This window comes from Gordonia sp. NPDC003422 (assembly GCF_053588675.1).
In genome coordinates this window covers 79,433-103,389 of record NZ_JBSFQL010000006.1, presented here as the reverse complement: position 1 = coordinate 103,389, position 23,957 = coordinate 79,433, and the positions used below count along the sequence as shown (strand labels likewise).

Genomic DNA, 23,957 nt, shown 5'->3' with positions numbered 1-23,957 from the left:
CTGTGTGCGGGGTCGGGCCGGCAACGGTGGGCGACCTGCGAATGTCGTCCACCGTTGCCGGGCGGGGTCGTCAGACCGTGACGGCCCCGTTCTTGTTGGCGCGATACGCGGCGACGTGGGCCTCGCGTTCTTCGTCGGACATCTCGTTCAGCGCCACGTTGGGGCTGCCGAACTGGATGCCGCGCACGTCGTCGAGCGTCCACATCTTGTCCGGATCGAGATCCAGATGTGGCTGCGGGATCAGCGTCTTGCCGTCGTCACGCACGTACCCGAGGTTCGTGATGATGTCGGCCAGATCGCCGCCGTGATGCAGTGTCTCCCATTCGCGGAAGCCGGTGAGCCGCCCCATGTTCGGGGTCTCGCGGCCCTCGTACTCGCCACGGAAGGCCACCTTGTCGGTCCACGCGCAGGTCTCCGAGCAGTAGGTGCGCCACTGGCCGTCGACCTTGTCGACCACCATGTCCTCACGGATGAGGGCCGGCACCATGCAGGTCCAGCAGCGGTGCGGATACTCGTAGTCGACGTCCTCGAAGGCGATCGGCTTGTTCTTGCCCGGATACTTGAGGCGGTTGTAGTTCTCCCACCACTTGCCGAACTTGTTGTACCAACCGGGATACTTCTCCTCGAACCACTCGAAGTCCTTGTCGGTCATCGGGTCGATCCGCCAGTAGTTGACCGGCCAGCCGGTGGCGAAGAACCGGGCCACCTCGTGCACATAGTGCTTGTTGGTGATGCGGTTCCAGGCCTCTTCGACGAGGTCGTGCGGGATGGTCAGGCCGTACTTCTCCAGTGGCAGAAGGTAACTGCGGTAGTAGTCGTCGTAGATCCAGCGACGCCACATCTCGGCGTAGCTCTCCCGGTCCTTGCGGCGGTCCTTGGTGCCGTATTCGATGAAGGTGCCGATCGCGGCGTCGACCACGCAGTGGTTGTTCCACCACGCATAGCGCAGATCACGTTCCAGCAGTGGACGATTGCGCTCGTCGGCCAGTGCCATCAGGAGGATGGAGTAGCCGTTGGAGATGTGCCGAGACTCGTCGGACTGGACCGAGTGGAACACGGTGGGCAGCAGGTAGTCGCCGTTGGCGGCCGCTTCGTCGGGCATCGCGACGAACAGGGTGTTGGTGAAGGCGGTCTCGGCGACCACGGTCAGGTAGATGTTGGCGGCGGTGATGGCGTCGCCGGTGATGAATCCCTCGCCGAACTGCCGGCCGATGGTGCCCGCGTAGTTGTTGGCGAACGCCTTCTCGGTGATGTCGAAGCCGGCCGGGTCGATGTAGTTGTTCATGTACAGCTTCTTGAGGTTCATCTGGATCGTCGAATGACGAACCTCGTCGATCATCTGCACGGCCAGACCGTTGTGGATCTCCGGGTTGGGCACGGCGTCGATGGCCATCGGCATCGCGCGGGCCGCGGAGATCTCCGGGAACGGGATGATCGACAGGAACAGCTTCTGCCATTCGAGCCAGCGTTCCTGGACCTGGCGGAACATGTTGCCGCGAATCGCGCCGTCCATGGCGCCGTAGACGCGGTTGTCCTTCTCCTCCTCCATGGGGAAGTAGGACCGCATGATCTGCTTGAGCGGGTCCTTCTTCGGGGCCTTCTCAAACGTGTAGTCGGTGCCGAAGCGGGTCGCGGGAGTGGCGAAGGTGGGTTCCCAGGACAGTTCGGTGATCTTTGCATGTGCTTTGGTCAAGCTCTGCCTGCTCAATGTGCGCCTCCTCGTGAGAAGGCCGACGCGGTGCCGGCCTGCTGGGCTGGAGCGACTTTGATACAACCTTGTGATCTGCAACACATACGTCTCACTGTGAGACAACGGCCGATGTGAGATCGGTCAGCAGGGGTTCAGCAGCGCAAATGACCAGGTGGGAGGCTTTCAGTCGGCGCCGAGGGCGTTGTACGCGGCGGTCTCGAACTCGAGGTAGCGGCCCACTGAGATGGCGTCGGCGAAGGGGAGGATCTGGGTGGCCCAGTAGCCGCCGATCTTGTTGCGCCGGTCGATCCAGTAGTACAGATTCGCCAGCCCGGCCCACGCCAGTGCGCCCGCGGGGCGGCCGGTCGGCGCGTCCTCGTCGTTGATCATGAAGGTGTACGCCCAGGACTTGGGCATTCCCGGGAAGAACTCGGCGTCGTTGGAGAGGGCCGGGATGACGCCGGGCAGGGCGGTTACCTTGAGATCGCCGAGGTGATTGCGCTCGGCCATCTCGACGGTTTCGGGTTTCAGCACCTGCTCACCGGAGTCGGACATGCCGTCGTTGAGCCACATCCGCATGAACTTGAGGTAGTCGCCGACCGTCGAGTAGAGCCCGTGTCCACCCATGTGGACCTCGGGGTCGGCGGGCAGTGCCCACTTGTGGTTGGGCGAGAGCGAACCGTCTTCGCCGCGATGGTGCATCCGTGCGCGTCGACCGTCGGTGTCGGGGTACAGGTCGAACGACGTGTTGGACATGCCGAGCGGACTGAAGATCCGGTCGCTCATCACGGCGCCGAGCCGTTGTCCGCTGACCGCCTCGACAACCTGACCCGCCCAGTCGATGTTGCTGCCGTACTCCCATTTGGTTCCGGGGTCGAACAGTAGCGGCGTGCGCAACGCGGTCTTGGTCGCCTCGATGATGCTCGGCTGACCCTGTTCGGTGGCCAGCCGGTTGTAGGTCTCGTTGAAGAAGTCGTATCCAAAACCCGCGGTGTGGGTAAGCAGGTGGTGCGTGGTGATGTCGGACGCAGGCTTGCGCAGTCTCGGCGACCCGTCGTCGTCGAAGCCCTCGATGACCTGCAATTCGCCGATCGCGGGCACGTATTCGCGCGCGGGCGCTTGCAGATCCAGCTGACCGTCCTCGACGAGCTGCAGCGCCGCGGTGCCGGTGATGGCCTTGGTGGTGGAGAAGATGGCGAACACGGTGTCGTCGGTCATCGGCTGCTCGTCGTCGATGGCCCGGCGCCCGGACCGGCCGAGATAGATCGTCTCGGTGTCCGTGGTGACGCCCGCGACCACCCCGGGCACCCGATCGTCGCCCGTCGACGCGGCCTGCACCACCTCGTCGACTGCGGTGGAAACCTTCTTCGGATCGATGGTCGGGGTGCTCATGGCTCATCCTCCTTGATGGGCGACGGGTGTGTGGCTCACCCTAGGAGGCTGCCCGACACTCTGGGTCGAATCGGGGAACCTGTGTGCTGCAGCATCCAGATGGCCCGACTGGACACAGAGTGTCGCGTCACGCTGCGGGCATCAGGTGCAGGCTGACGAGCCACTCCCGGACCATCGCGACCAGCTTTCGCTGCTCGAGATCTCTCCACACCCAGCGGATCACCATGATCCCCATTCGTCGCAGTGCATCCTCGCCTTCTCCCGGATCACGACCTCGGCGGGGTCCTCGCCCGGCCGGAGCAGCTTCTTGTATTTCACTTTTCCATCGAACTCCCCGACGAGCTTTCCGTCCCAGTCGAAATCAGTGCGCGCAACCTCGTTGCCGTCGGCGTCGAAGAACTTGTATTGGAGTCGCGCGGGAGGGAGCCCGGCTTCGATCAGCTGCGCCCGACTCCAGGATTCGCCAGGGTTCTCAGCCGCCCCGTCTGCGTGGTGCAGTGCCCTGCGCGCCTGAGCAGTTCCTCGTCGACGATCGGTGAGCATTCTGGCCATCACCTCGCGGTCGGCCTTGGCTCGCAGAGCGGAATCGAAGATCGTCAACGCAGCCGCGAAGTCCTTTGCGGTGCAAGCGACTTCCACGGCGGTGCGTTCGATGCCGGTGACGCGCACACCGTCGACGGTCACGATGTCCTCATCGTCGTACTGCGCAACGTGACAGTGGTGTGTTGTCGTCCGGAAGCCCTTGCCGGTGCGCGCTGTCGTGTGAACGCGGCGAAGGTTTGGACGCAGCATCGGCAGTCCCAGAATCACCGCCGCGGATTGATGGGTGAGGGGTCGTTGAGGGTTGTCCTTTGCTGCGGCGAGCGCCCGGAGACGGTGGACCTCCTCAGGGTTGCGCTTCGCGGCCACTGCAAAGACTCCGCGAGTCACCCGGACGATCTCACCCTGGCGTAGCGACCTGCGCAGGTCGTCGTCGGTGAGGCCGGCCTCGAGAACTTTGGCTCGAAAGATCAGCCCTGAAGAATCTGCGGCGTAGATGGTCATAACAGTTGGACGCGGCCACGTCCGCTTCGGTTCCGTCCGAGAACACTCAGTGCCTTCTCGGACAACCTGGGTGCTGCAGCACACAGATTAGCCAACAAGACACAGGGTGTCAGGCGAGGAAGGTGCCGAGTCGCTCGACAGCCTTGGTGAGGTCCTCGGCCGACGCGGCGTAGGACAGGCGCACGTACCGTTCGGCGCCCGCGACGCCGAAATCCTTTCCGGGAGTAAGTGCTACGTGGGCTTCGGTGAGTGCGCGGTCGCAGAACTCGGACGACGTGAGGCCGGTGTTGCCGACGTCGATGTAGACGTAGAAGGCGCCGTCGGGCACCACCGGAACCTCGAGGCCGATACTGGCGAGGCCGTCGATGATGATCTGGCGCCGGTCGGCGAACTCGATGCGCCGACGTTCGGTGACCGCCAACGACTCCGGGGTGAAGCAACTCAGCGCAGCGAACTGGGCCGGCGTCGGCGGGCAGACGTAGAAGTTCTGGGCAAGACGTTCGATGACGTCGATCAGGGACTCGGGAACGATGCACCAGCCCAGGCGCCATCCGGTGAGCCCGAAATACTTGGAGAAACTGTTGACGACGATCGCGTCCTGGGTGCCCGCGGTACCTGCTGACAGCACCGACCGCGGCGGCCGGCCGTCGGGGCCCGGGTCGGACAGACCGAGATAGATCTCGTCGACGATGGTCCACCCGTCTCGCTCGGACACCAGATCGCACATCGCGACCAGTTCGTCGTAGGGCATCGACGTCCCGGTCGGGTTGGACGGCGTCGCCACCACTACACCGCGCGTCGTGTTCGTCCATGCCGCGTCGACGGCGTTGGTGGTCAGCTGGAAGCGGGTGGCCGGCGTGGTCGGGATGAGGGTGACGTCGGCGCCGAAACTCTCCGCGAACTGGCGGTTGCACGGATACGACGGATCGCCGATGAGGACACCGTCACCCGGATCGATGAGCGCCGCGCACGCCAACAGAAGCGCCGCCGACGCGCCGGAGGTGACCGCGACCCGATCCGCGGTCACCTCGGCCCGGAAATGGTGCGAGTAGAAGTCGGCGATCGCCTCGCGCAATTCGGGCAGACCGAGTGCGGGCGTGTACGCGAGAGGGCGGCCGTCTGTCAGCTCACGAGCTGCCTCGAGGAATGCCGGCGGTGCACCGAAGTCGGGTTCGCCGATGTTCAGCTTCACCACGTCGTGCCCTTGCGCGTCGATCGCGGCTGCCTTCTTCGCGAACTCCATCGCGTAGAACGGCGCCACCCGCTGGGCACGTCGCGAGATCCTCATGCCCTCATTGTGCTCGACAGCTCGACGGCGTCAGCTCTCCGGCACCCAGTTGAACGTGTCGGGATCGGGTCCGCGTCGTTTGTCCTTGTTCAGCCCCTCGATGGCGGCCACGTCCTCGGGCGACAGTTCGAAGTCGAACAGCGCGAAGTTCTCCTCGACGCGGGACCGTGTCACCGACTTGGGGAACACGATGTCGCCGCGCTGGATGTGCCAGCGCAAGGTCACCTGCGCCACCGAACGACCCTTCTCCGACGCGATCTTGCCGAGCACCGGATCGTCGAGGACGTCGCCCTGGGCGATCGGCGACCACGCCTCGGTCGCGATGCCGTGTTCGGAGTTGAACTCACGCAACGGGTTCTGGGACAGGTAGGGATGTACCTCGATCTGGTTGACGGCCGGCACGATGTCGGTCTCGTCGAAGAGGCGTTGCAGATGTGCCTGCTGGAAATTCGACACCCCGATCGCGCGGGCCTTGCCGTCGGCGTGGATCTTCTCCAGCGCACGCCACGTTTCGACGTAATCGCCAACGTCGGGCAGTGGCCAGTGGATCAGGAACAGATCGACGGCGTCGACACCCAGGTCGGCAAGGGTCTGATCGGTGGCGCGCAGAGCGTCGTCGTAGGCGTGGAAGCTGTTGTTGAGCTTGCTGGTGATGAACACCTCGTCACGAGGCAGTCCGGACTCGGCCACCGCCTGGCCGACTTCCTTTTCGTTGCCGTACATTTCGGCGGTGTCGATGTGCCGGTAGCCCACCTCGAATGCGGTCAGTGTTGCCGCTTTCGTGTCGGCCGGCGGGATCTGGAACACGCCGAAACCCAGCTGTGGGATCTCGACGCCATTGTTGAGAGTGATTGCGGGGGTAGCCATATCGCTCCTTTCGAGGGTTTACGGGATTAGGATGATCTTGCCGCGGGGGTGCGAGCCGCCGAGTTCGGTGAGGGCCTTGGCGGCGTCGGCCAGCGGGTAGGTCGAGGCGATCTCGGTGACCAGCTCGCCCGATGCGGCGGCCGCGATGAGTTCTGGAATGGCCTGTGCGCGATGGGCTTTGCTCTCGGCGGAGCTACCGTCGACGAGCTTGATGCCGTCGCCGCCACGACCGAACGCGGCAATGCTGACGATCTTGTCGGCCGAGTGCAAAGACAGCGAGGTGTCGATGGCCTCGTCGGTTCCGACGGCGTCGATGGTGCTGGTGATGACTCCGGGTGCGGCTGCGACCACCCGGTCGAGCAGGCCGGGACCGTAGGTCACCGGAATCGCGCCGAGTCCGCTGATGAAGCTCTGATTGGCCGATGATCCGGTGGCGATCACCGTCGCCCCGGCCTTGACGGCCAGCTGCACGACGACGGAGCCGACCGCTCCGGAACCGCCGTGCACCAACACGATGTCGCCTGCGCTGACGTTCGCCGTGGCGACGGCATCGGCCGCGGTCTCGCCGACCAGCAGCAGCCCGGCAGCCCGCTCGAAGTCGAGATCTGCCGGTTTGTCGTGGATCTTACTGTGGTCGGCGTTCAGTGCGGATGCATAGGCGCCGAGGACGGTGGTCGGCTCTCCGTACGCGGTCGCAACGATTCGTGTGGATGTGGTCATACCGGGTTCAAGGCCATCGCCTGGCGCGGATATTCCGACAGTCCGGAGTTTCCGCTCAGCGTGCGAACCATGTCTCCAGGCTGCCGGCGAGCGCCTTCTCGATGCGTAGGCGCGACGTCGCCGACAGGTCGTCGGGCAGTGCGTCCGGCGCGAACCAGGCCACCTCGGTGTTCTCGTCGTCGGCGGCATGCGGTTCACCCGAGCGGTGATAAGCCAGGAAACAGAGGTCGAGGTATTGCGTCTGGTCACCATTCGGATACGTGATGGTCGGTGTCACGTCGATACTGGTCAGCCGGACGACCTCGGCGGTCACGCCGGTCTCTTCGACGATCTCGCGCAGCACGGCGCGCGCCGGTTCCTCGCCGGGTTCGAGGACCCCCGACACCACGGCCCATTGCCCGGTGTCGACGCGATGGGTCAGCAAGATGCGATTGGTGTCGTCGAGCACGATCGCGCTGACGCCGGACAGCCACAGCGGACGCTGACCGACATGTTCACGCAACTCGCGGATGAACTCGGGTATCGGCACACGACCATTCTGCCTGTGACGATTCTGCTGCGACCCTCAGGGTGATCCCTGAACTCTCACCGAGATCGGCGCTGAGCAGGTGAAATCTGCCCGAACTCGCGCCACAGTGGAGTCATGACAACACCAACGCACACCAACAGCGGACTCACCTTCTGGAAGGTCCTGGGCATCATTGCGGTCGCCCTGCTCGCGCTCGCCATCATCGGGCCGCTGCTCAAGGGACTGTTCTGGATCGCCATCATCGCGCTCGCGATCTACGGCGGATTCATGCTCTTGCGGTCGTCGAAGAAGAACAACAACACCACGTACTGACTGCGGCGGGGCGTTAGCATGTGCCATGCCGACGGTGATCGCGACGATCAGTCTCAAGGGCGGCGTGGGCAAGACGACGCTCACCGCCGGCGTCGCCGAGTTTCTGGCCGGGGTCTTCGGTAAGCGGGTCCTGCTCGTCGATCTCGATGCGCAAACCAACCTGACGACGATGATGATCGGCGCCGAGGCCTGGCTCGAATGCAACCAGGATCGCCGCACGGTCGCGACCCTGTTCGCCGACGCACTCGACGGCACCACCGATTTCGACCTCGACCGTGCGATCGCACGTGACGTGTCCCCGGTCGCGGATGTCGACGGCATCGACCTGCTCCCGTCGTCGCTCGACCTCATCGAGCTGCAGGAGGAGTTGAGCGCACGCCGGGTGGCCGCCGACGACCATGCCGAAGCGATAGGCCTGTTACGAAAAGCGCTCGCGCCCATCGTTGATCGCTACGACCACATCCTCATCGACTGCCCGCCCAACGTCGGCCCGTTCAGTCTCAACGGTCTCGCCATGGCGGATGCGTACATCATCCCGACCATCCCGGATGTGTTGTCCACGTACGCGATTCCACATGTCCAGCGGCAGGTGGCCGACTTTGGTGCCGAGATCGGACGGTCCATCGTCGAACTCGGCGTGGTGATCTCGAAGTACCGCCCGTCGTCGGCGCTGCATCAAGAGACGGTCCGACGCCTGCGCCGGGACCCGACCATCCACAACGTCCTCCCCATCTACCTGCATGAGGCGAACGTGATCGGTGCCGCCGCCGAGTACGCACCGTGGCCGACGTTGCACGCGAAGTACGGCTATCACGGCCACTACGAGCAGTTCCGGGATCTCACTCGCGCAATCCTCGTCGAAGCCGACGGGAAACTTGGCTGACCCCAATCATTCTGCCGGACTCGCCGCGTCGGTGGCCGCCGAAGACTAGCGTTCTTGGGCATCACGCCGTCCGGCGCGACGATTCGTTCAGAACAGGAGCGTTGTCATGCGCAAAGTCCAGATCATTCCCGTCATCGGTGTCGTCGGCCTCGCCGTCACGCTGTCGGCCTGTGGGTCCGACGACGACGATTCGGCGTCGGTCGAGACCAACAACTCGGGCAGTGCCACGGTCACGGTGGGCGGCGAGTCGGTCGATGTCACCGGCAAGACCGTGGCGTGTGCCGAGCAGAACGGCAAAGTGGTGATCGGGATCGGTTCGGCCACCGGCACCGGAGCGATCGGCGCCACCGTGACCTCGGGTGACTCGCCGCAGGTCGAGACCGTCGGGATCGCGACCACCGACGGCGTCAACTACGGCTGGGTCAAGGGGACCGGTAAGAACGCCACCGCGACCAAGGACGGCAAGAACTACACGATCAGCGGCGAGGTCACGGGTGTCTCGCTGTCGAACCCGACTGCCGGCCCGCAGACCAAGCAGTTCGAGATGAAGGTCACCTGCCCCTGACGGACAGGGGTTCGTTGATCTGGGGTTCGTTGATCTGGGGTTCGTCGATCAGCTCGCTCGGCGCCTCCATCGATGCGTCGGCTGCGACGGCGGCGAGTTCGGCACCCAGCGATTCGGAACGTGTCTCGACTTCGGCTGTCTCCGTTGCGCTTTTGCGTCCACCGGTGAACAGCGACGCGATCGCGCCGATGATGCAGCACACGATGGCGAAGGTGAACGCCGAAGTCAGACCGTCGGCGAACGGATCGCTGATCAGGTGTGGGAAGAAGTCGAGGCCGGTCAGCGTGTGCTGGTTGGCCGCGGGCAGGCTCGAGATGTGGTCGCCGAGTAGTTCTTGCACCGGGTTGTAGCCGAGGAAGGCTGCGAACAGCACGGCCACCGCCGGTAGTCCGGCGATCTGGGCCGCCTGGTCGGCGGGTACGCCGTTCGCGGTCAGGCCGGAAGCCATCGTCGCAGGCAGGTGCGCCGACAGTCCGCTGATCATCAGGCTGAAGAAGAGCCCGATCGAGAGCACCATGGCCGCGTTCTGGAAGGTGGTCATCATGCCGGAGCCGGAGCCGCGGGCGTCGATGGGCAGGCTGTTCATCACCTCGGCCCGGTTGGGCGACGAGAAGAGTCCCATGCCGACGCCGTTGAGGAACAGGATCACCGCGAACACCCAGAACGAGAAGTTCACCGGCAACGCGATCAGCCCGGCGAAGGCCACCGCGGTGAGGAGCATGCCGGAAGTGGTGAACCACTTGGTGCCCAGGCGATCCGAGAGCGCACCCGACAGCGGAGCGGTGATCAGGAAGCCGATAGTCAAGGGCACCATGTAGATCGCCGACCACAGGGGAGTCTGTTCGAAGTTGTAGCCGTGCTGCGGCAGCCAGATGCCCTGCAACCAGATGATGAGGATGAACTGCAGGCCACCGCGACCGATCGACGCCATCAGGTTGGCGATGTTGCCGAAGGTGAAGGACCGATTCTGGAACAGGTGGAGGTTGAACAGTGGGCTCTCGACCTGGGTTTCGATGAAGACGAAGGCGATCAGGACGAGCGCGCCACCGATGAGGCAGCTCAGCACCATCGGGCTGGTCCAGCCCATGGCGTGTCCACCGTAGGGCTGGATGCCGTAGGTGATGCCGACGAGGACCGCGACCAGTCCGACCGCGAAAGTGATGTTGCCCCACCAGTCCATCCGGGCGCGCTTGCGAACTCCGGTGTCGCGCAGCTTGAGATACGCCCACACGGTGCCGACGATGCCGAAGGGAACCGAGACGAGGAAGATCAGGTGCCAGTGGATCGGTGCCAGGATGCCGCCGACGAGCAGACCCAGGAACGATCCGGCGATGGCCGCAACACCGTTGATACCCAACGCGAGTCCGCGTTGGCTTGGTGGGAAGGCATCGGTGAGGATCGCCGACGAGTTGGCCATCAGAAAGGCGCCGCCGATGCCTTGGACGATGCGCCAGAAGATCAGCCAGACAGCGGCCTGCGAGCCGTCGAACCAGGTGATGGCGAGGAAGATCGACGAGATCGTGAAGATCAGGAATCCGAGGTTGTACATCCTCGCGCGCCCGAACATGTCGCCGAGCCGGCCGAAGCTGACCACCAGGACGGCGGTGACGACGAGGAAGCCCATCATCATCCACAGCAGGTAGCTGGTGTTCTCGGGCAGCAGCGGGTTGAGATGGATACCGCGGAAGATGTCGGGGAGTGCGATCAGCACGATCGAGCTGTTGATCGTCGCGATGAGCATGCCCAACGTGGTGTTGGACAGGGCAATCCACTTGTAGCCGTCCGGCGTCGTGTCGTCGGGGGCCATGGTGGCGGGGGAGACGGTCGTCATGAGTGTCCTTTGTGACTGTCGAGAGGTCAGAGGGGGCTGGGGCGGTCGCAGATCTCGAGTGCGTCGGCGAGTGCCGCGAGGCCGCGATGGACCGCGTCGCGATCGGCGTCGTCGAGTTCCTCGAGTGCCTCGGCGAGCAATTGCGCCCGCCGCGACCGTGCATTCCGAATGAGTTCGATGCCGGCGGGTGTTGCCGTGAACAGGCGAGCGCGTGCGTCGTCGGGGTCGACGGTCCGCGCGACGTAGCCCTGTTCTTCGAGCGTTCCGACGATGCGCGACATCGTGGGGGCGGTCACAGACTCGCGTTGCGCGAGCGTCGACAGCCGGATCGGCGAGTGGTTGACGATGGTCCAGAGCGCAGCGGCCACGCCGGCACTCAGGCTGCCCTGGCCGCCTCGGGTCCGCAATGCACGGTTGATCTGGGTGAGCTGGTGGTACACGGTGCCCACGTCGCTGCCCACAGTCATTTGTTTCGCCACGCAACTATTATTAGTTGCTTAGTGCTAAGTAATCGAACCGTAAAGCGATCTTGTCGGGCGTACGGTGGGCGTAGGTCGGGACCCGCCCAAGCCAACTGGAGGAACAATGCTCGGATTGGGAATCATCGGCTGGATCATCATCGGCGGACTCGCCGGCTGGATCGCCAGCAAGATCATGAAGACCGACGCGCAGCAGGGGATACTGCTCAACATCGTGGTGGGCGTTGTCGGCGGTCTGCTCGGCGGCTTCTTGCTGAATCTCTTCGGAGTCGACGTCAAGGGCGGCGGCCTGATCTTCAGCTTCGTGACCTGTCTGGCAGGTGCCTGCATCCTGTTGTGGATCGTCGGACTGGTCCGGGGTCGGGGACGCAGCAGGGTTTGAGCTGACAGGGTCTGACAAACAGACAAGTCAACTGGGAGGTAATCACACGTGACTCGAATCGCCATCATCGGCGGCCACGGCAAGATCGCACTGCGTGCGGCGAAGATTCTGAGTGACCGGGGTGATGAGGTCACCTCGATCATCCGCAATCCCGCACAGGCCGACGACGTGTCCGCGACCGGGGCGACTCCGCTGGTCGCCGACATCGAGCAACTCGACACCGCGGGGATCGCGTCGGTCCTGGCCGGGCAGGACGCGGTGGTGTGGTCGGCGGGCGCCGGTGGAGGCGATCCATCGCGCACGTACGCGGTGGATCGTGATGCGGCCATCCGGTCGATGGATGCGGCGCCGGCCGCCGGCGTCAAGCGCTATGTGATGGTGTCGTACTTCGGGGCGGGCCCCGACCACGGAGTGCCGGAGGACAATTCGTTCTTCGCCTACGCCGACGCCAAGGCGGCGGCCGACACGCATCTGAAGTCGACGTCGCTGGACTGGACGATTCTCGGGCCCAGCAAACTCACCGACGAACCCGGCAGCGGCCGCATCTCGGTGGGCGGGGAACGCACGGCGGGCAGTGAGGTCAGCCGCGCCAATGTGGCACAGGTGATTGCGGAGGTGGTGAACGCACCCGCGACCACCCATCAGGTGATCGAGTTCGACGACGGCTCAACCCCGATCACCGATGCTCTCCCAACTGACTGAGATCCGTCTGGGTGAGATCGTCGGAGACGCCCATGTCCTGACCGATCCGTCGCAAACCGTCGGGTACTTCACCGACTGGACGGGACGGTATCGGGGATCGGCGGAGGCGGTGGTCCGGCCGCGAACGGTGCACGAGGTCGCCGACGTCGTCCGGTTGTGCGCCACCGAGGGTGTCGAGATCTGTGTTCAGGGCGGCAACACCGGGCTGGTCGGTGGTTCGGTTCCGCCCGGTGATCGGGGCGTCGGCGCGCGACCGGTCATCCTGCTCTCGACGGCACGCATGACCGACATCGACGACATCGACGAAGTGGGCCGATGCGTCGGGGTACAGGCCGGTGCCACCGTCGACGCGATCGACTCGACGGCGGCACGGTCGGGGTTGGCGTTTCCCATCGACCTGGCGGCACGCGAAACGGCCACCGCCGGAGGTGTTGTGGCGACGAATGCGGGTGGTATCCGGATGATCCGCCACGGCAACACGCGCGCCCAGGTGTTGGGTATCGAGGCCGTGCTCGCCGACGGCCGGATTCTGCGACGGTGGTCGTCGTTGGTGAAAGACAATGTGGGATACGATCTTCCGGGACTTCTCGCGGGCAGCGAGGGGACGCTCGCGTTGGTCACCGGGGTGCTGTTCCGGCTGGTGTCACCGGCCCGGCACACGACTGTTGCCGTTGCAGCGGTCAATCATGTGGAGGACGCGATCGGACTCATCGGTGCCACCGGGGCGCGTGGTCTCACGGTGGAGGCCGCCGAGATCATGACCGAGGCCGGGGTCGCGCTGGTCGCCGAGCACGGACATCGGCGTCCGGTCGCGTCGACGGCGTCGTTCTACGTGTTGATCGAGTTGTCGGGTCCCGGCGATGTGGAAGAGGCTGTTGCGGAGTTGCTCGACGAGGCGTCGGGCATCGTGGACGCCGTCCTCGAGCCGGGCCCCGCCCGTGCGCTGTGGGCGGTGCGGGAGAGCCACACCGAGACGATTGCGCGGGCCAGCACGACGCCGGTCGTGAAGCTCGACATCTCGGTGCCGATCCGGGCGCTGCCCGAAGCCTTCGCGGAGTTGACGGCGGTCGGCGAGATCGTCGAACATCCTTGTCGCCCAATCCTGTTCGGTCATGTGGGTGACGGGAACATCCACGTCAACCTGCTCGACGTGCCCGAGGGTGACGCCGAGGCGGTGACCGCGCGGGTGTTCGGCATCGTCGCTGCGAACGGCGGCAGTATCAGTGCCGAACACGGCATCGGCCGCGCCAAGGCCGCGTGGATTCACCTCGGCCGCAGCGACATCGACCGCTCGGTGATGCGGTCGATCAAGCAGGGCCTCGATCCGCAGGGACTGCTCAATCCCGGGGTGCTGTTCGGCTGATCCGAAGGTTCAGTAGTCGGCCTCTGAACTGGGCAAATGCGCTTGGGTCGTGCCGAAAAATCTAGGGGAAGAACTTCTTCCCCCAAATTCCAAGTCGTCCCCGCGAAAACTCGTGGGGAGGACTCCAAGGGTAGGGGAAGAAGTTCTTCCCCTACTTTTGGTGCCCGACCGGCACCAATGCGTCGCCGCCGCCGCCCGCTCCCTGAGCCGGTGGGGCTTCGAGGCTCACGTCGGCCGGTAGTAGGGGCACCGGCCGCATGTGTGGTTCAGGGCAACAGCGCATGACACAGCATGTCGGCCAGCCAGGTGGCGATGTCATCGGCGGTCCAGCCTCGATCACGCAGTAGCCAGCGCGGCTCGTTGGAATTCAGCACCCACAGGATGTCGGTGGCCTTCTCGACGTCGAGATCGGCTCGTAGCCAACCCTTCTCGTGCAACGTCTGCACCCACATCGCGCTCCCGTTGCGCCGTTCCTGATCGATAGTGTGGGCAAATGAGGAGAGCGCGGCGTCGGTGTCGCGTGCGCTCAGGACGACGCGGAGGAGGGGGTCGATGCGAGTTCCGATGCTTTGCGCGAGCTTTGCGTAGGCGAGGACCATCTCGTCGGGACTCGTCGCGTTGAAGACGGCGAGGGCCTCGGGTCGTTGTGCGAGCGGCACGTCCTCGTCGTCGCCCACGAGTGCGGTGTCGTAGACCGCCTTGAGTAGTCCGGCCTTGCCGGCGAAGGATTTGTAGATCGTCTCCTGCGACACCTGGGCTTCGTGTGCGACGTGCCGGATCGTGGTGCCGCCGAACCCGTTGTCGAGGAACGACGTTCGGGCGGCGGTGAGCACGCGTGCGCGTGTTGCGCGAGCCGCTTCGGTTCGCGAGCTGTTGTCGTAGGCCACATGTTCTCCTCGTCAAAGGGTTGTGCGAGATTTGGATACAGTTTACTGTAGTAATTAAATCCAGTTCACTGTATCGAAAGGTTTCATCATGTCCGCCACCCTGACTCATGCCGATCTCGCGCATCTCGCCGAACGTGCGATCCACGCCGTACTCTGGGGTTCGATCGCCGACCTCGCCGAGATCAACCACCCCGACGCCGTCAATCGCGAGGCGATCGCGGAACCGCCGGCGACCCGAGGGACCGGCCCGGTTGCGTTCTTCGCAACCGGGGAGTGGCTGCGCGCAGGATTCAGCGATCTCGCGTGGACCACCGAGAACTCGGTCGTCGAGGGCGATCTCGTCGTCATCCACGGCACCATGTCCGGGCGGCAGACCGGGGACTTCGTCGTCTGGACACCGGAGGGCACTGTCGAACGCGCCTTCGCGCCGACCGGTGCGTCATTCACCGTGCGGCAGGCTCACTTCCAGCGCGTCGTCGACGGTCTCGTCGTCGAGCACTGGGCTGTTCGAGATGACCAGGGAATGGCGATGCAACTCGGCTGGGTTCCGCCCAGTCCCTGGTTCCTCTGGCGCTGCTACCTGGCGACCAGGCGTGCCCGACGCGTCGCGCGGTCGGCGTCGGTCACTGGTGAGTGACCACCGGTGTGCGTCCGAGGGCATCGGCCACCTGCGCCGATTCGACCGGTTCGGAGAACATCGGGTAGTCGAAGCTGATCGCGTTGTCGTGCTCGGCCACCGATGTCGCCGCCGTGCAATCGGTCAGCGTGAGCACGCGGTAGCCGTTCTCGTAGCCGGTGCGCATCGTCGATTCGACACAGCAGTTGGTGAGGAATCCGCCCAGGATGATGGTGTCGATGCCCTTGCTGCGCAGGATGAAGTCCAGATTGGTGCTGGCGAAGGTGTCGAGGCCGCGCTTGCCCTCGACGAGGATGTCGCCGTCCGCGGGTGTGAGATCGTCGACGATCGCGGCTCCCCAGGTGCCCTTCACGAAAGCGTTGCCGTCGACGACGCCCTTGAGGATTCCGTACGGATGGCGCGTCAGTTCGCCATAGCCGGGGGCAAAGGTGATCGGAACGTGCATGATCGTGACACCCGCCGACCGGGCCCTGTCCACGAGGGAAACGGTGTTGGCGAGCATGCCGGTCTTGTCCATCACCTCGGCGACCGCGTCGTGCAGAACGCCGCCGTCGCTGGTGAATTCGTTCTGGTATTCGATGAGGACCAGGGCGGTGGTCGCGGGATTGAGCGTCAGTGAATCGGCCATGAATCCAGTGTGACCCAGATATCTCGACTCGATGGCAAGTCGCGCGGATCCACCGAAATCCTGAGACGATGCTGACGTGGATGAGCGGCTGATCGAACTGGCCCATCGTTGGGGCATTGCCACCGAATACGTCGGCTGGGACGAGCAGACGCATGACGTCAGCGAGCGGACCCTGGTGTCGACGCTTCGTGCTCTCGGCGTCGACGCCGAAAGCCCAACGGCGATCGAGGCCGCGCTGGTGGCGATCGATGAGCGGGAGTGGCGGGAGTTCCTGCCGCCGGTCGTCGTGGTCGTCGAGGGCGGCGGCACGTTCTGTGTGCATGTGCCGCATGGGGATCCGGTCCAGGTACACGTCACCACCGAGTCCGGTGAGCAACGAGTTCCCGAGCAACTCGACATCTGGGTGAATCCCCGCGAGATCGACGGCGCACTCGTCGGCCGCGCGACCTTTGCGGTGCCCGGCGATCTCGAGCCGGGATATCACCGGATCAAGGCACTCAATCCGAGCAGCACCGAGGCTGCGAGCTGCTCGCTCATCGTGACGCCGCGCCGCCTCGCCACCGCCGACCGACTGCTCGGCCATCAGCGATGGGGTCTCGCGGTGCAGCTGTACTCGGTGCGGTCGGCGAGTTCGTGGGGTGTCGGAGACTTCGCCGATCTCGCCGGCATCTGCGAGGTCGCGGCCAGCAGCTACGGTGCCGACTTCGTTCAGGTCAACCCATTGCATGCCGCGCAGCCGCAGCCGCCGCTGGAGAACTCGCCGTACCTGCCGACCACTCGCCGGTTCGTCAATCCGCTCTACATCCGCGTCACCGACATCCCGGAGATCGCGGGGCTCCGGAAGAAGCATCGGAGGTGGATCGCGGAGCTCGAACGGGCGTTCTTCGCCGAGGATCTCTCGGCCGACAAGATCAAACGCGACAAGTCCTACCGCGCCAAGATGGAAGCGCTCGAACTCATCTACGCAGTGCCGCTCGGCGGGCGCAGGCGGGCCGCGTTCCGCGCGTTCCGGGAACGGGAGGGCAAGGGGCTCAAGCGGTTCGCTACTTGGTGCGCGTTTGCCGAGCGCTATCCCGAGGACAATCCTCGGTGGCGCAAACAGTTGCGCGACAAGGAATATGTGAAGGCGAAGCGCGAAAAGCTCAAGCGCCGCATTGATTTCTACATGTGGCTGCAGTGGATCTGCGACGACCAGCTCGCGGCCGCGCAACACGCCGCGATCTCGTCGGGGATGAGTATCGGGGTGGTCGCCGACCTCGCCGTCGGGGTCGCACGCCACAGCGCCGACGCCTGGATGCTCGGCGACGTGCTGGCCACTGGCGCGACGGTCGGGGCTCCGCCCGACGGATTCAATCAGCAGGGCCAGGGGTGGGATCAGCCGCCGTGGCATCCGCGGCGGCTCGCCGAGGCGGGCTACGAACCGTATCGAGACATGCTGCGGACCGTGTTGCGCCATGCCGGCGGACTGCGCGTCGACCACATCTTGGGCCTGTTCCGGCTGTGGTGGATTCCCGACGGTGATCGGCCGTCGGCGGGCACCTATGTGCACTACGACCACGACGCACTGATCGGCATCCTCGCGCTCGAGGCGCAGCGTGCCGACGCCGTCGTCATCGGTGAGGACCTCGGCGTGTTCGAGCGTTCGGTGCAGGAGACGCTGGCCGAGCGGGGCGTCCTGGGCACATCGATCCTGTGGTTCGAGCACGGGCCGTACGCCCCGATTCCGCCGGAGGAGTACCGGGAACTGTGCCTGACGTCGGTCACCACTCACGACCTCCCGCCCACGGCGGGTTATCTCGCCGGCGATCACATCGAATTACGTTCTCGGCTGGGCCTTCTGGAGACGGACGAGGAATCCGAACGCGTGCGGGACGAGCGTGACCGCACTGCGATTCTCGAGCTGGCGCGTGCGCGCGGGTTGCTCGATCCGGCAGTTCCCGTCACCGATCCGGCAACCATCAATGCGCTCTACGCGCTGATTGCCGCGAGCCCGTCGGTGCTGTTGTCGGTCGCACTGGTGGATGCCGTGGGGGAGAGACGGATTCAGAATCAACCGGGTACCGATGCCACGCAGTACCCCAACTGGTGCATTCCGCTCGCCGACGACGAGGGCAAGGTTGTCCTGGTGGAAGACCTCATCAGCAATTCGCGGTTCCGTTCGTTGGTGACCGCTTTGGAGAAGGCCGGCGTCGGACGCTGACGGTGCGTCGTTACCGGCGCCGGAACTCGACGACGGTCAAAGCCAGCGCGACGAGTGCGAGAACCGCGACACCGATGTTGAACACCACGCCGACGCTGCGCAGACCCCAGTGGGCGGCGGCGATGCCCTGGCCGACGATGGGAATCGAGATGGCGACATAGGCGACAACGAAGTACGTGGACGTCACCTCGGCCCGACGATGGACCGGGCTCGCGGCGACCACCGCGGCCAGACCCTTGCTGAACGACAACCCCTGCCCGATGCCGCACACGATCGCGCCGAGGACGAGCAGTGTCATCGACGCGGCGAGGAGACCGCCGACCATGACTCCCATGCCGACCACCAGCGTCGCGCACCCGGCGACGAGCGCCGACTCGGTGGGGATGCCGCGTCCGACGATCTGGGTGAGCGCCGACGACAAGAACAACAGCGCGACCACACCGCCGGCCACCGCGTGACTGTCGATGCCGATGATGTGCGAGATGAACGAGGGCGTCACACCGGTGAAGGTGCCCATGACCGCGAAACCGGCGAAGGCCGCGATCGCCGCGCGGGTGAACACCGTGCGGACCTCTGCTGGGACCGACAACCGTTGCACCGACAGCCGAGCACCCGGGCGCACGACGACCGGTTCGGGGATGAACCACACTCCGACGAAGGCGACCGCAAGCAGCGCCAGATCGAGCAGGAACGGCGTCCGCAGCGGCGCCGGACCCCATTCGGCGAGCACGCCGGCCACCACCGGACCCAGCCCGAGGCCACCGATATTGGCCGCGGTCGCAACCGCGGGCGCTCGTTGCTGCCACGACGGCGGGGCGAGTTCGATGACTGCTGCGGTCGCGGTGCCGGTGAAGATGCCGGCCGACAGGCCCGACAGCACCCGCCCGAGGATCAACTGCCACTCCGGTCCGGCGGTCAGGAAGACCACCGCACTTGCCGCGGACAGCAGGGCGCCGGCGATGAGCAGCGGCCGACGTCCGACGACGTCGGACCACCGTCCGAATCCGATGAGCGCGGCGATGACTCCGGCGGCGTAGACCGCGAAGATGACCGTCGTGGTGGTGACGCCGAAACCCATCTCGCCGGCGTAGATCGCGTACAGCGGGGTCGGCAGGGTGGTGCCGAGCATGACCACCGCGAACGCGTAGACCGCGGAGAAGAAGGCCAGCCCTCCGGAGGTGTGCATGCTCATGTCCAAGCCCCGGACGCCATGTTGTATTCCAGGCCTCGTCGTATTCCGGATGTCCGATATCGTCGGGGCTTATGACCGACACCGCCCCGAGGGTCCTGGCGACCACGTCGCGAATGCCGTTCGCCGTCGACGAGATTCACAAGCTCGGCGAGACAGGTCGGGACGTCACCGCGGCCGACACCTTCGCTGCGTCCCCGGGCAGCCACTCGCGCGGTGCGAGCCGACATGTGGTGGTCCCGGCGCCCACCCAGCGGACCGCGGAGTTCATCGCGGCGGTCATGGAGGTGATCCGACGCGAACGCATCACGTGGCTGCTGCCGATGTTCGAGGAGGTGTTCTACCTCGCGCGGCATCGTGACCTGCTGCGCGACGCGGGCGGCGAGCACCTCGAACTGTTCTTCCCCGACTTCGACACCTTGGCCAAGGTGCACGACAAGGTGGCGTTCACCCGGTTCTGCCGGGAGTTGGGGTTGTCGGCGGCCGAATCCGCGACGGCGACGACGCGTGACGAACTGCGCGCCGCCACCCAGATGTGGCCGCACTGGTTCGCGCGGGCGGCTTACGGCCGCGGCGGCCTCGACGTGCTCACCAACACCGGACCGCTGGCGGGTGAGTCGTCGATCGACGAGGTCACACCCACGCCCGACGAGCCATGGCTGGCGCAGGAGTACCTGAAGGGCGTCGACCGCTGCAGTTGGAGCGTTGTGCACCACGGCGAAGTGGTCTTGCATTCCTGCTACGAACACCCGCTGACCATCGATGACCGCGGCGGCATCGTCTTCGAGTCCGTCGACTCGCCGGAATCGCTCGCCGCAGCGCAGACAATCGCCCGCGAGCTGAACTGGCACGGCCAGCTCAGCTTCGACTACCTCGTCACCGACGACGGCGTCCACCACATGGTCGAGTGCAATCCGCGTCCGACGGCGGGCTGCACGCTGGCGACATCCGAGGAGTTCGACACCGCGCTGTTCGCACCCAGCGGCCTGGTCGTGGTGCCCGCCGGGCGGAAGAAGATGATCAAGGCCGCGGTCCTGCGTGACGCCCTCAAACACCCTTCGCATCTACGACGAAACCTGGCCGCCGCCAAGGGCGCGAGCGGCGTGTACGACCAGGCCAAGGACCATATGCCGCTGATCTATTCCGCGTTGTCGTTGCAGCACATCCTCGCCTATCGCAAGGTGTTGGGCATCGACCGCAACAAGCGCGAAGAACTCGTCGCCACACAGTTCTTCGACGTGCTGTGGGACGGTTCGCCGATCCCGTGACCGACGGGGTGGCCGAGGTGCCCTCTGGTCCGAATCCGTGACATGGGTTACTGTGTCGTCGAGTAACGGATAGTCGATCAGGAGGACTGCGATGCCTGGCCAGCCGGATCATGACGCGATCATCGTCGGCGCCGGTTTCGGCGGAATCGGCGCGGGCATAGCGCTCAAACGCGAGGGTCTCGACAACCTGGCGATCCTCGAGCGCGAGGACGATCTCGGTGGAACGTGGCACGTCAATCACTACCCCGGACTGGCCGTCGACATCGCGTCGGTGACGTACTCGTTCTCCTTCGAACCGAACCCGGACTGGTCGCGCCTGTTCGCTCCCGGCGCCGAGCTCAAGCAGTACGCCCACCACGTCGCCGACAAGTACGACCTCAAGCGGCACATGGAATTCGGCACCACGGTGACCACCGCACACTGGGACGACGCCGAACACCTGTGGCGGGTCTCGACCGACAGCGGTCCGACGCGTACCGCCCGCTATCTCGTGACCGCGACCGGGTTCCTGTCCCAGCCCTACACCCCCGACTTCCCGGGAATCGGCAGCTTCGCCGGACGCATCATCCACACCACCGCGTGGGAGGACGGCCACGACTTCACCGGCGAACGTGCCGCGGTCATCGGCACTGGTGCGACGGCCGTCCAGCTGATCCCCGAGATCGCCCGAACGGCAACCGAACTCACCGTCTTCCAGCGTACGCCGATCTGGGTGGTACCCAAGGTCGACTTCGCGATCCCACCCGCCGTTCGCTCCCTGTTCCGTCGGATACCGTTGACGCAGAAGACGGCTCGCATGGTCAACACCTCCCTGTTGGAGGCGCTGATGGTGTTCGGTGTGCTGCATTTCAAGCAGGCCAAGCTCGGAAACAGATTCGCCGCACTGCTCGGCAAGGCGCACCTTCGCGCGCAGGTGCGCGACCCGGACCTACGACGAAGGCTCACCCCCGACTACGACTTCGGTTGCAAGCGACCGACGTTCTCCAACACCTACTTCGCGTCGTTCAACAAGCCGAACGTGGCATTGCAGACCGAGTCGATCGTCCGCGTCGAGCCCGACGGCATCGTCACCGCCGAAGGCAAGAAGACCACGATCGACACCCTGGTGCTCGCGACCGGATTCAACCTCTGGGACGTCAACTTCCCCGCTTTCGAGATAGTCGGGCGTGAGGACCGCAATCTGGGACAGTGGTGGCGGGACAACCGCTTTCAGGCCTACGAGGGCATCACCGTACCGAAGTTCCCGAACTTCTTGTCCCTCAACAGTCCCTACTCCTACAGCGGGCTCTCGTACTTCACCACCATCGAAGGGCAGATGCGCCACATCAAGCGGCTCTTCGGTGAACTGCGGCGTCGTGGCACGGACACCTTCGAGGTCACCGAAGCTGCCAACACCGAATTCCTCGACGCGATGACCGACAACCTGCAGTCGTCGGTGTTCTACAGCGGGAACTGCGCGACCTCACGCAGCTACTACTTCAACCAGCACGGCGAGGCGACGCTGCTTCGGCCCACCTCGACTCTGCGCACCCTGCGCGACATGGAGCGATTCCCGCTGAGCGCCTACGAGTATCGGTAAAATCTGGTTCATGCGCGCATGGGCGGTCACCACACCGGGTCCGATCGAGACCGGACCGATCGAGTTGCGTGAGAAACCGGATCCGATCGCACGGGAAGGCGAGCTGCTGGTCCGCGTGCGCGCATGCGGCGTCTGCCGGACAGATCTGCACGTCACCGAGGGCGACCTGCCGGTGCACCGTCCATCGGTGACGCCCGGTCACGAGATCGTCGGCGAGGTGGTCGGTCTCGGCGACGGCGTGACGGATTTCCGGATCGGTGAACGAGTGGGCGTGGCCTGGCTGCACAGCACTGACGGTGTGTGCGCCTATTGCCGACGCGGGTCCGAGAATCTCTGTCCCGCTTCGCGATACACCGGGTGGGACACGGATGGCGGTTATGCTGAACTCGCCACCGTGCCGGCGGAATTCGCCTACCGACTGCCCGACGACATCGACGACGTGGAGATCGCGCCGCTGCTGTGCGCGGGCATCATCGGGTATCGCGCGTTGCTGCGGACCGGGCTGCTCGACGACGGAAATGCCGATCGGGCAGTGCGCCGGCTGGGGATGTACGGCTTCGGTGGCAGCGCCCATCTGTGTGCGCAACTCGCGATCGCACTGGGGATCGAGGTGCATGTGTTCACGCGCGGCGACAAGTCGCAGCAACTCGCCCGCGACCTCGGGGCGGCATCGGTGGGGGAGACCTACGACGATCCACCCACTCCGTTGGACGCCGCGATCACGTTCGCGCCGGTCGGCGAGATCGTGCCGACCGCCATGCGTGGCCTCGACAGGGGTGGCGTCCTCTCCATCGCGGGCATTCATCTGAGCGATATCCCGACGCTGAACTACGAGCGGGAGTTGTTCTACGAGAAGGAAATACGGTCGGTGACTGCGAACACGCGCCACGACGGCACGGAATTTCTGGTGCTCGCCGCCCGACACGGCGTCCGGGCGACGACGCATCCGTATCCGATGAGTTCGGCCCTGCAGGCGCTGATCGACCTCAAGGCCGGGGCGTTCGACGGCGCAGCGGTGCTGGTGCCCGACTGATCGTCAACGCGCAGTCATCAAGGCCGCTGCCCGCTGCAGGTCGGCCCGCAGCGCGGTGGGGGCCAACGCGTTCAGGCCGATCAGCACGGGTGTGAAGAGTCCGGGAACGGTGAGCGTGGCCCGGGCCCGCACCTGGCATCCGTCGTCGTGGGGCCCGATATCCAGGCGGAGTCGGGCATCGACGACATGCCAGTTCCCGATTTCGACCCAATACCGTTGGGGCACACAGTCGATCACCTCGAGCCGCGGAGCGATACCGGGCACCGTCGTCACGTCGACCCAGCTGGTGCCGACGTCCCCGGGCCGGTCGCCCACCGATCGGAGGTCGGTGATCCGACGCAGACTGGATTGCCATTCGGGGCGTCGGACCGGGTCGGTCAGGTAGTCGAAGGTCGCGGCAGCCGAAGCCGGGAATTCGACGACGGTATCGGCGATCTGTCTGCTGCCCATGGGAGCCTTTCGATGTCGTGGTGTTCGACTGACACACAG

The 23,957-nt window shown here is 65.2% G+C and carries 24 protein-coding genes; 11 read left to right on the top strand and 13 right to left on the bottom strand.

Annotated elements, in window-relative coordinates; translation table 11 throughout:
• Nucleotides 1-70: 70 nt before the first annotated feature.
• The 7 genes from ACWDTF_RS07420 to ACWDTF_RS07390 all read right to left on the bottom strand — a co-directional run bounded on the left by ACWDTF_RS07420 (nt 71) and on the right by ACWDTF_RS07390 (nt 7,530).
• Nucleotides 71-1,708, bottom strand: a complete 1,638-nt coding sequence (locus tag ACWDTF_RS07420; RefSeq protein WP_240856850.1) for an aromatic/alkene/methane monooxygenase hydroxylase/oxygenase subunit alpha — start codon at nt 1,706-1,708, stop codon at nt 71-73.
• Nucleotides 1,709-1,873: 165 nt separating this feature from the next.
• Nucleotides 1,874-3,082 carry a serine hydrolase domain-containing protein gene (locus ACWDTF_RS07415; protein ID WP_240856851.1) on the bottom strand — a complete coding sequence of 403 codons (1,209 nt, stop codon included), beginning with the start codon at nt 3,080-3,082 and terminating at the stop codon, nt 1,874-1,876.
• 219 nt (nt 3,083-3,301) lie between these two features.
• On the bottom strand, nt 3,302-4,126 hold the full coding sequence (locus ACWDTF_RS07410) for a type IV toxin-antitoxin system AbiEi family antitoxin domain-containing protein (RefSeq protein ID WP_308221019.1): 825 nt from the start codon (nt 4,124-4,126) through the stop codon (nt 3,302-3,304).
• Nucleotides 4,127-4,235: 109 nt separating this feature from the next.
• Nucleotides 4,236-5,414, bottom strand: coding sequence for a pyridoxal phosphate-dependent aminotransferase (locus tag ACWDTF_RS07405; protein ID WP_355276819.1), 1,179 nt, complete (start codon nt 5,412-5,414; stop codon nt 4,236-4,238).
• Between the two features lie 30 nt (nt 5,415-5,444).
• Nucleotides 5,445-6,281 (bottom strand): aldo/keto reductase, encoded by an 837-nt coding sequence (locus ACWDTF_RS07400; RefSeq protein ID WP_355276817.1) that lies wholly within the window; start codon nt 6,279-6,281, stop codon nt 5,445-5,447.
• Between the two features lie 18 nt (nt 6,282-6,299).
• Nucleotides 6,300-7,001, bottom strand: a complete 702-nt coding sequence (locus ACWDTF_RS07395) for a zinc-binding dehydrogenase (protein WP_449754188.1) — start codon at nt 6,999-7,001, stop codon at nt 6,300-6,302.
• 55 nt (nt 7,002-7,056) lie between these two features.
• The gene (locus tag ACWDTF_RS07390) at nt 7,057-7,530 is read right to left on the bottom strand and encodes an NUDIX hydrolase (RefSeq protein WP_240856855.1); all 474 of its coding nucleotides are present in this window, start codon (nt 7,528-7,530) and stop codon (nt 7,057-7,059) included.
• 114 nt (nt 7,531-7,644) lie between these two features.
• Between ACWDTF_RS07390 and ACWDTF_RS07385 the strand changes: the two genes are divergently transcribed.
• The 3 genes from ACWDTF_RS07385 to ACWDTF_RS07375 all read left to right on the top strand — a co-directional run bounded on the left by ACWDTF_RS07385 (nt 7,645) and on the right by ACWDTF_RS07375 (nt 9,290).
• Nucleotides 7,645-7,842, top strand: coding sequence for a hypothetical protein (locus ACWDTF_RS07385; protein ID WP_240856856.1), 198 nt, complete (start codon nt 7,645-7,647; stop codon nt 7,840-7,842).
• 25 nt (nt 7,843-7,867) lie between these two features.
• On the top strand, nt 7,868-8,725 hold the full coding sequence (locus ACWDTF_RS07380; RefSeq protein WP_240856857.1) for a ParA family protein: 858 nt from the start codon (nt 7,868-7,870) through the stop codon (nt 8,723-8,725).
• Between the two features lie 106 nt (nt 8,726-8,831).
• Nucleotides 8,832-9,290 carry a lipoprotein LpqH gene (locus tag ACWDTF_RS07375; protein ID WP_240856858.1) on the top strand — a complete coding sequence of 153 codons (459 nt, stop codon included), beginning with the start codon at nt 8,832-8,834 and terminating at the stop codon, nt 9,288-9,290.
• Here the strand turns inward: ACWDTF_RS07375 and ACWDTF_RS07370 are convergent.
• Complete coding sequence (locus ACWDTF_RS07370) at nt 9,277-11,121, bottom strand: MFS transporter (protein WP_240856859.1); 1,845 nt, start codon at nt 11,119-11,121, stop codon at nt 9,277-9,279. The genes ACWDTF_RS07375 and ACWDTF_RS07370 overlap by 14 nt on opposite strands.
• 26 nt (nt 11,122-11,147) lie before the next feature.
• Nucleotides 11,148-11,600: a MarR family winged helix-turn-helix transcriptional regulator gene (locus ACWDTF_RS07365; protein ID WP_308221020.1), complete on the bottom strand. Its 453-nt coding sequence runs from the start codon at nt 11,598-11,600 to the stop codon at nt 11,148-11,150.
• A 106-nt stretch (nt 11,601-11,706) separates the two neighbouring features.
• On the opposite strand from ACWDTF_RS07365, the gene ACWDTF_RS07360 reads away from it, so the two are divergent.
• The 3 genes from ACWDTF_RS07360 to ACWDTF_RS07350 are packed head-to-tail and all read left to right on the top strand — an operon-like array spanning nt 11,707 to nt 14,047.
• Nucleotides 11,707-11,982 (top strand): GlsB/YeaQ/YmgE family stress response membrane protein, encoded by a 276-nt coding sequence (locus ACWDTF_RS07360; protein ID WP_240856860.1) that lies wholly within the window; start codon nt 11,707-11,709, stop codon nt 11,980-11,982.
• Between the two features lie 48 nt (nt 11,983-12,030).
• A complete protein-coding gene (locus ACWDTF_RS07355; RefSeq protein WP_240856861.1) occupies nt 12,031-12,684 on the top strand; it encodes an NAD(P)-dependent oxidoreductase in 654 nt (217 codons plus the stop codon).
• A complete protein-coding gene (locus tag ACWDTF_RS07350) occupies nt 12,665-14,047 on the top strand; it encodes an FAD-binding oxidoreductase (RefSeq protein WP_449754187.1) in 1,383 nt (460 codons plus the stop codon). Before ACWDTF_RS07355 ends, ACWDTF_RS07350 begins: the two co-directional genes overlap by 20 nt.
• 266 nt (nt 14,048-14,313) lie before the next feature.
• On the opposite strand, the gene ACWDTF_RS07345 is transcribed toward ACWDTF_RS07350, so the two are convergent.
• On the bottom strand, nt 14,314-14,934 hold the full coding sequence (locus ACWDTF_RS07345; RefSeq protein WP_240861641.1) for a TetR/AcrR family transcriptional regulator: 621 nt from the start codon (nt 14,932-14,934) through the stop codon (nt 14,314-14,316).
• Nucleotides 14,935-15,022: 88 nt separating this feature from the next.
• On the opposite strand from ACWDTF_RS07345, the gene ACWDTF_RS07340 reads away from it, so the two are divergent.
• Entirely contained in the window at nt 15,023-15,571 is a 549-nt protein-coding gene (locus tag ACWDTF_RS07340) for an ester cyclase (protein WP_240861639.1), read from the top strand.
• Here the strand turns inward: ACWDTF_RS07340 and ACWDTF_RS07335 are convergent.
• Complete coding sequence (locus ACWDTF_RS07335) at nt 15,558-16,199, bottom strand: cysteine hydrolase (protein WP_240861635.1); 642 nt, start codon at nt 16,197-16,199, stop codon at nt 15,558-15,560. The genes ACWDTF_RS07340 and ACWDTF_RS07335 overlap by 14 nt on opposite strands.
• 76 nt (nt 16,200-16,275) lie before the next feature.
• Here ACWDTF_RS07335 and malQ point away from each other — a divergent pair, with 76 nt between their 5' ends.
• On the top strand, nt 16,276-18,399 hold the full coding sequence (malQ, locus tag ACWDTF_RS07330; protein WP_240861633.1) for a 4-alpha-glucanotransferase: 2,124 nt from the start codon (nt 16,276-16,278) through the stop codon (nt 18,397-18,399).
• A gap of 10 nt (nt 18,400-18,409) precedes the next feature.
• Here the strand turns inward: malQ and ACWDTF_RS07325 are convergent, their stop codons facing one another.
• Nucleotides 18,410-19,585, bottom strand: a complete 1,176-nt coding sequence (locus ACWDTF_RS07325; RefSeq protein ID WP_308221079.1) for an MFS transporter — start codon at nt 19,583-19,585, stop codon at nt 18,410-18,412.
• A gap of 77 nt (nt 19,586-19,662) precedes the next feature.
• On the opposite strand from ACWDTF_RS07325, the gene ACWDTF_RS07320 reads away from it, so the two are divergent.
• From ACWDTF_RS07320 to ACWDTF_RS07310, 3 genes are all read left to right on the top strand, one after another.
• Nucleotides 19,663-20,856, top strand: a complete 1,194-nt coding sequence (locus ACWDTF_RS07320) for an ATP-grasp domain-containing protein (protein ID WP_449754186.1) — start codon at nt 19,663-19,665, stop codon at nt 20,854-20,856.
• A 91-nt stretch (nt 20,857-20,947) separates the two neighbouring features.
• Nucleotides 20,948-22,435 (top strand): flavin-containing monooxygenase, encoded by a 1,488-nt coding sequence (locus ACWDTF_RS07315; RefSeq protein WP_240861629.1) that lies wholly within the window; start codon nt 20,948-20,950, stop codon nt 22,433-22,435.
• 10 nt (nt 22,436-22,445) lie between these two features.
• Nucleotides 22,446-23,468: a zinc-binding alcohol dehydrogenase family protein gene (locus ACWDTF_RS07310; RefSeq protein WP_240861628.1), complete on the top strand. Its 1,023-nt coding sequence runs from the start codon at nt 22,446-22,448 to the stop codon at nt 23,466-23,468.
• Nucleotides 23,469-23,471: 3 nt separating this feature from the next.
• On the opposite strand, the gene ACWDTF_RS07305 is transcribed toward ACWDTF_RS07310, so the two are convergent.
• Nucleotides 23,472-23,918 (bottom strand): SRPBCC family protein, encoded by a 447-nt coding sequence (locus ACWDTF_RS07305; protein ID WP_449754185.1) that lies wholly within the window; start codon nt 23,916-23,918, stop codon nt 23,472-23,474.
• Nucleotides 23,919-23,957: the final 39 nt, after the last annotated feature.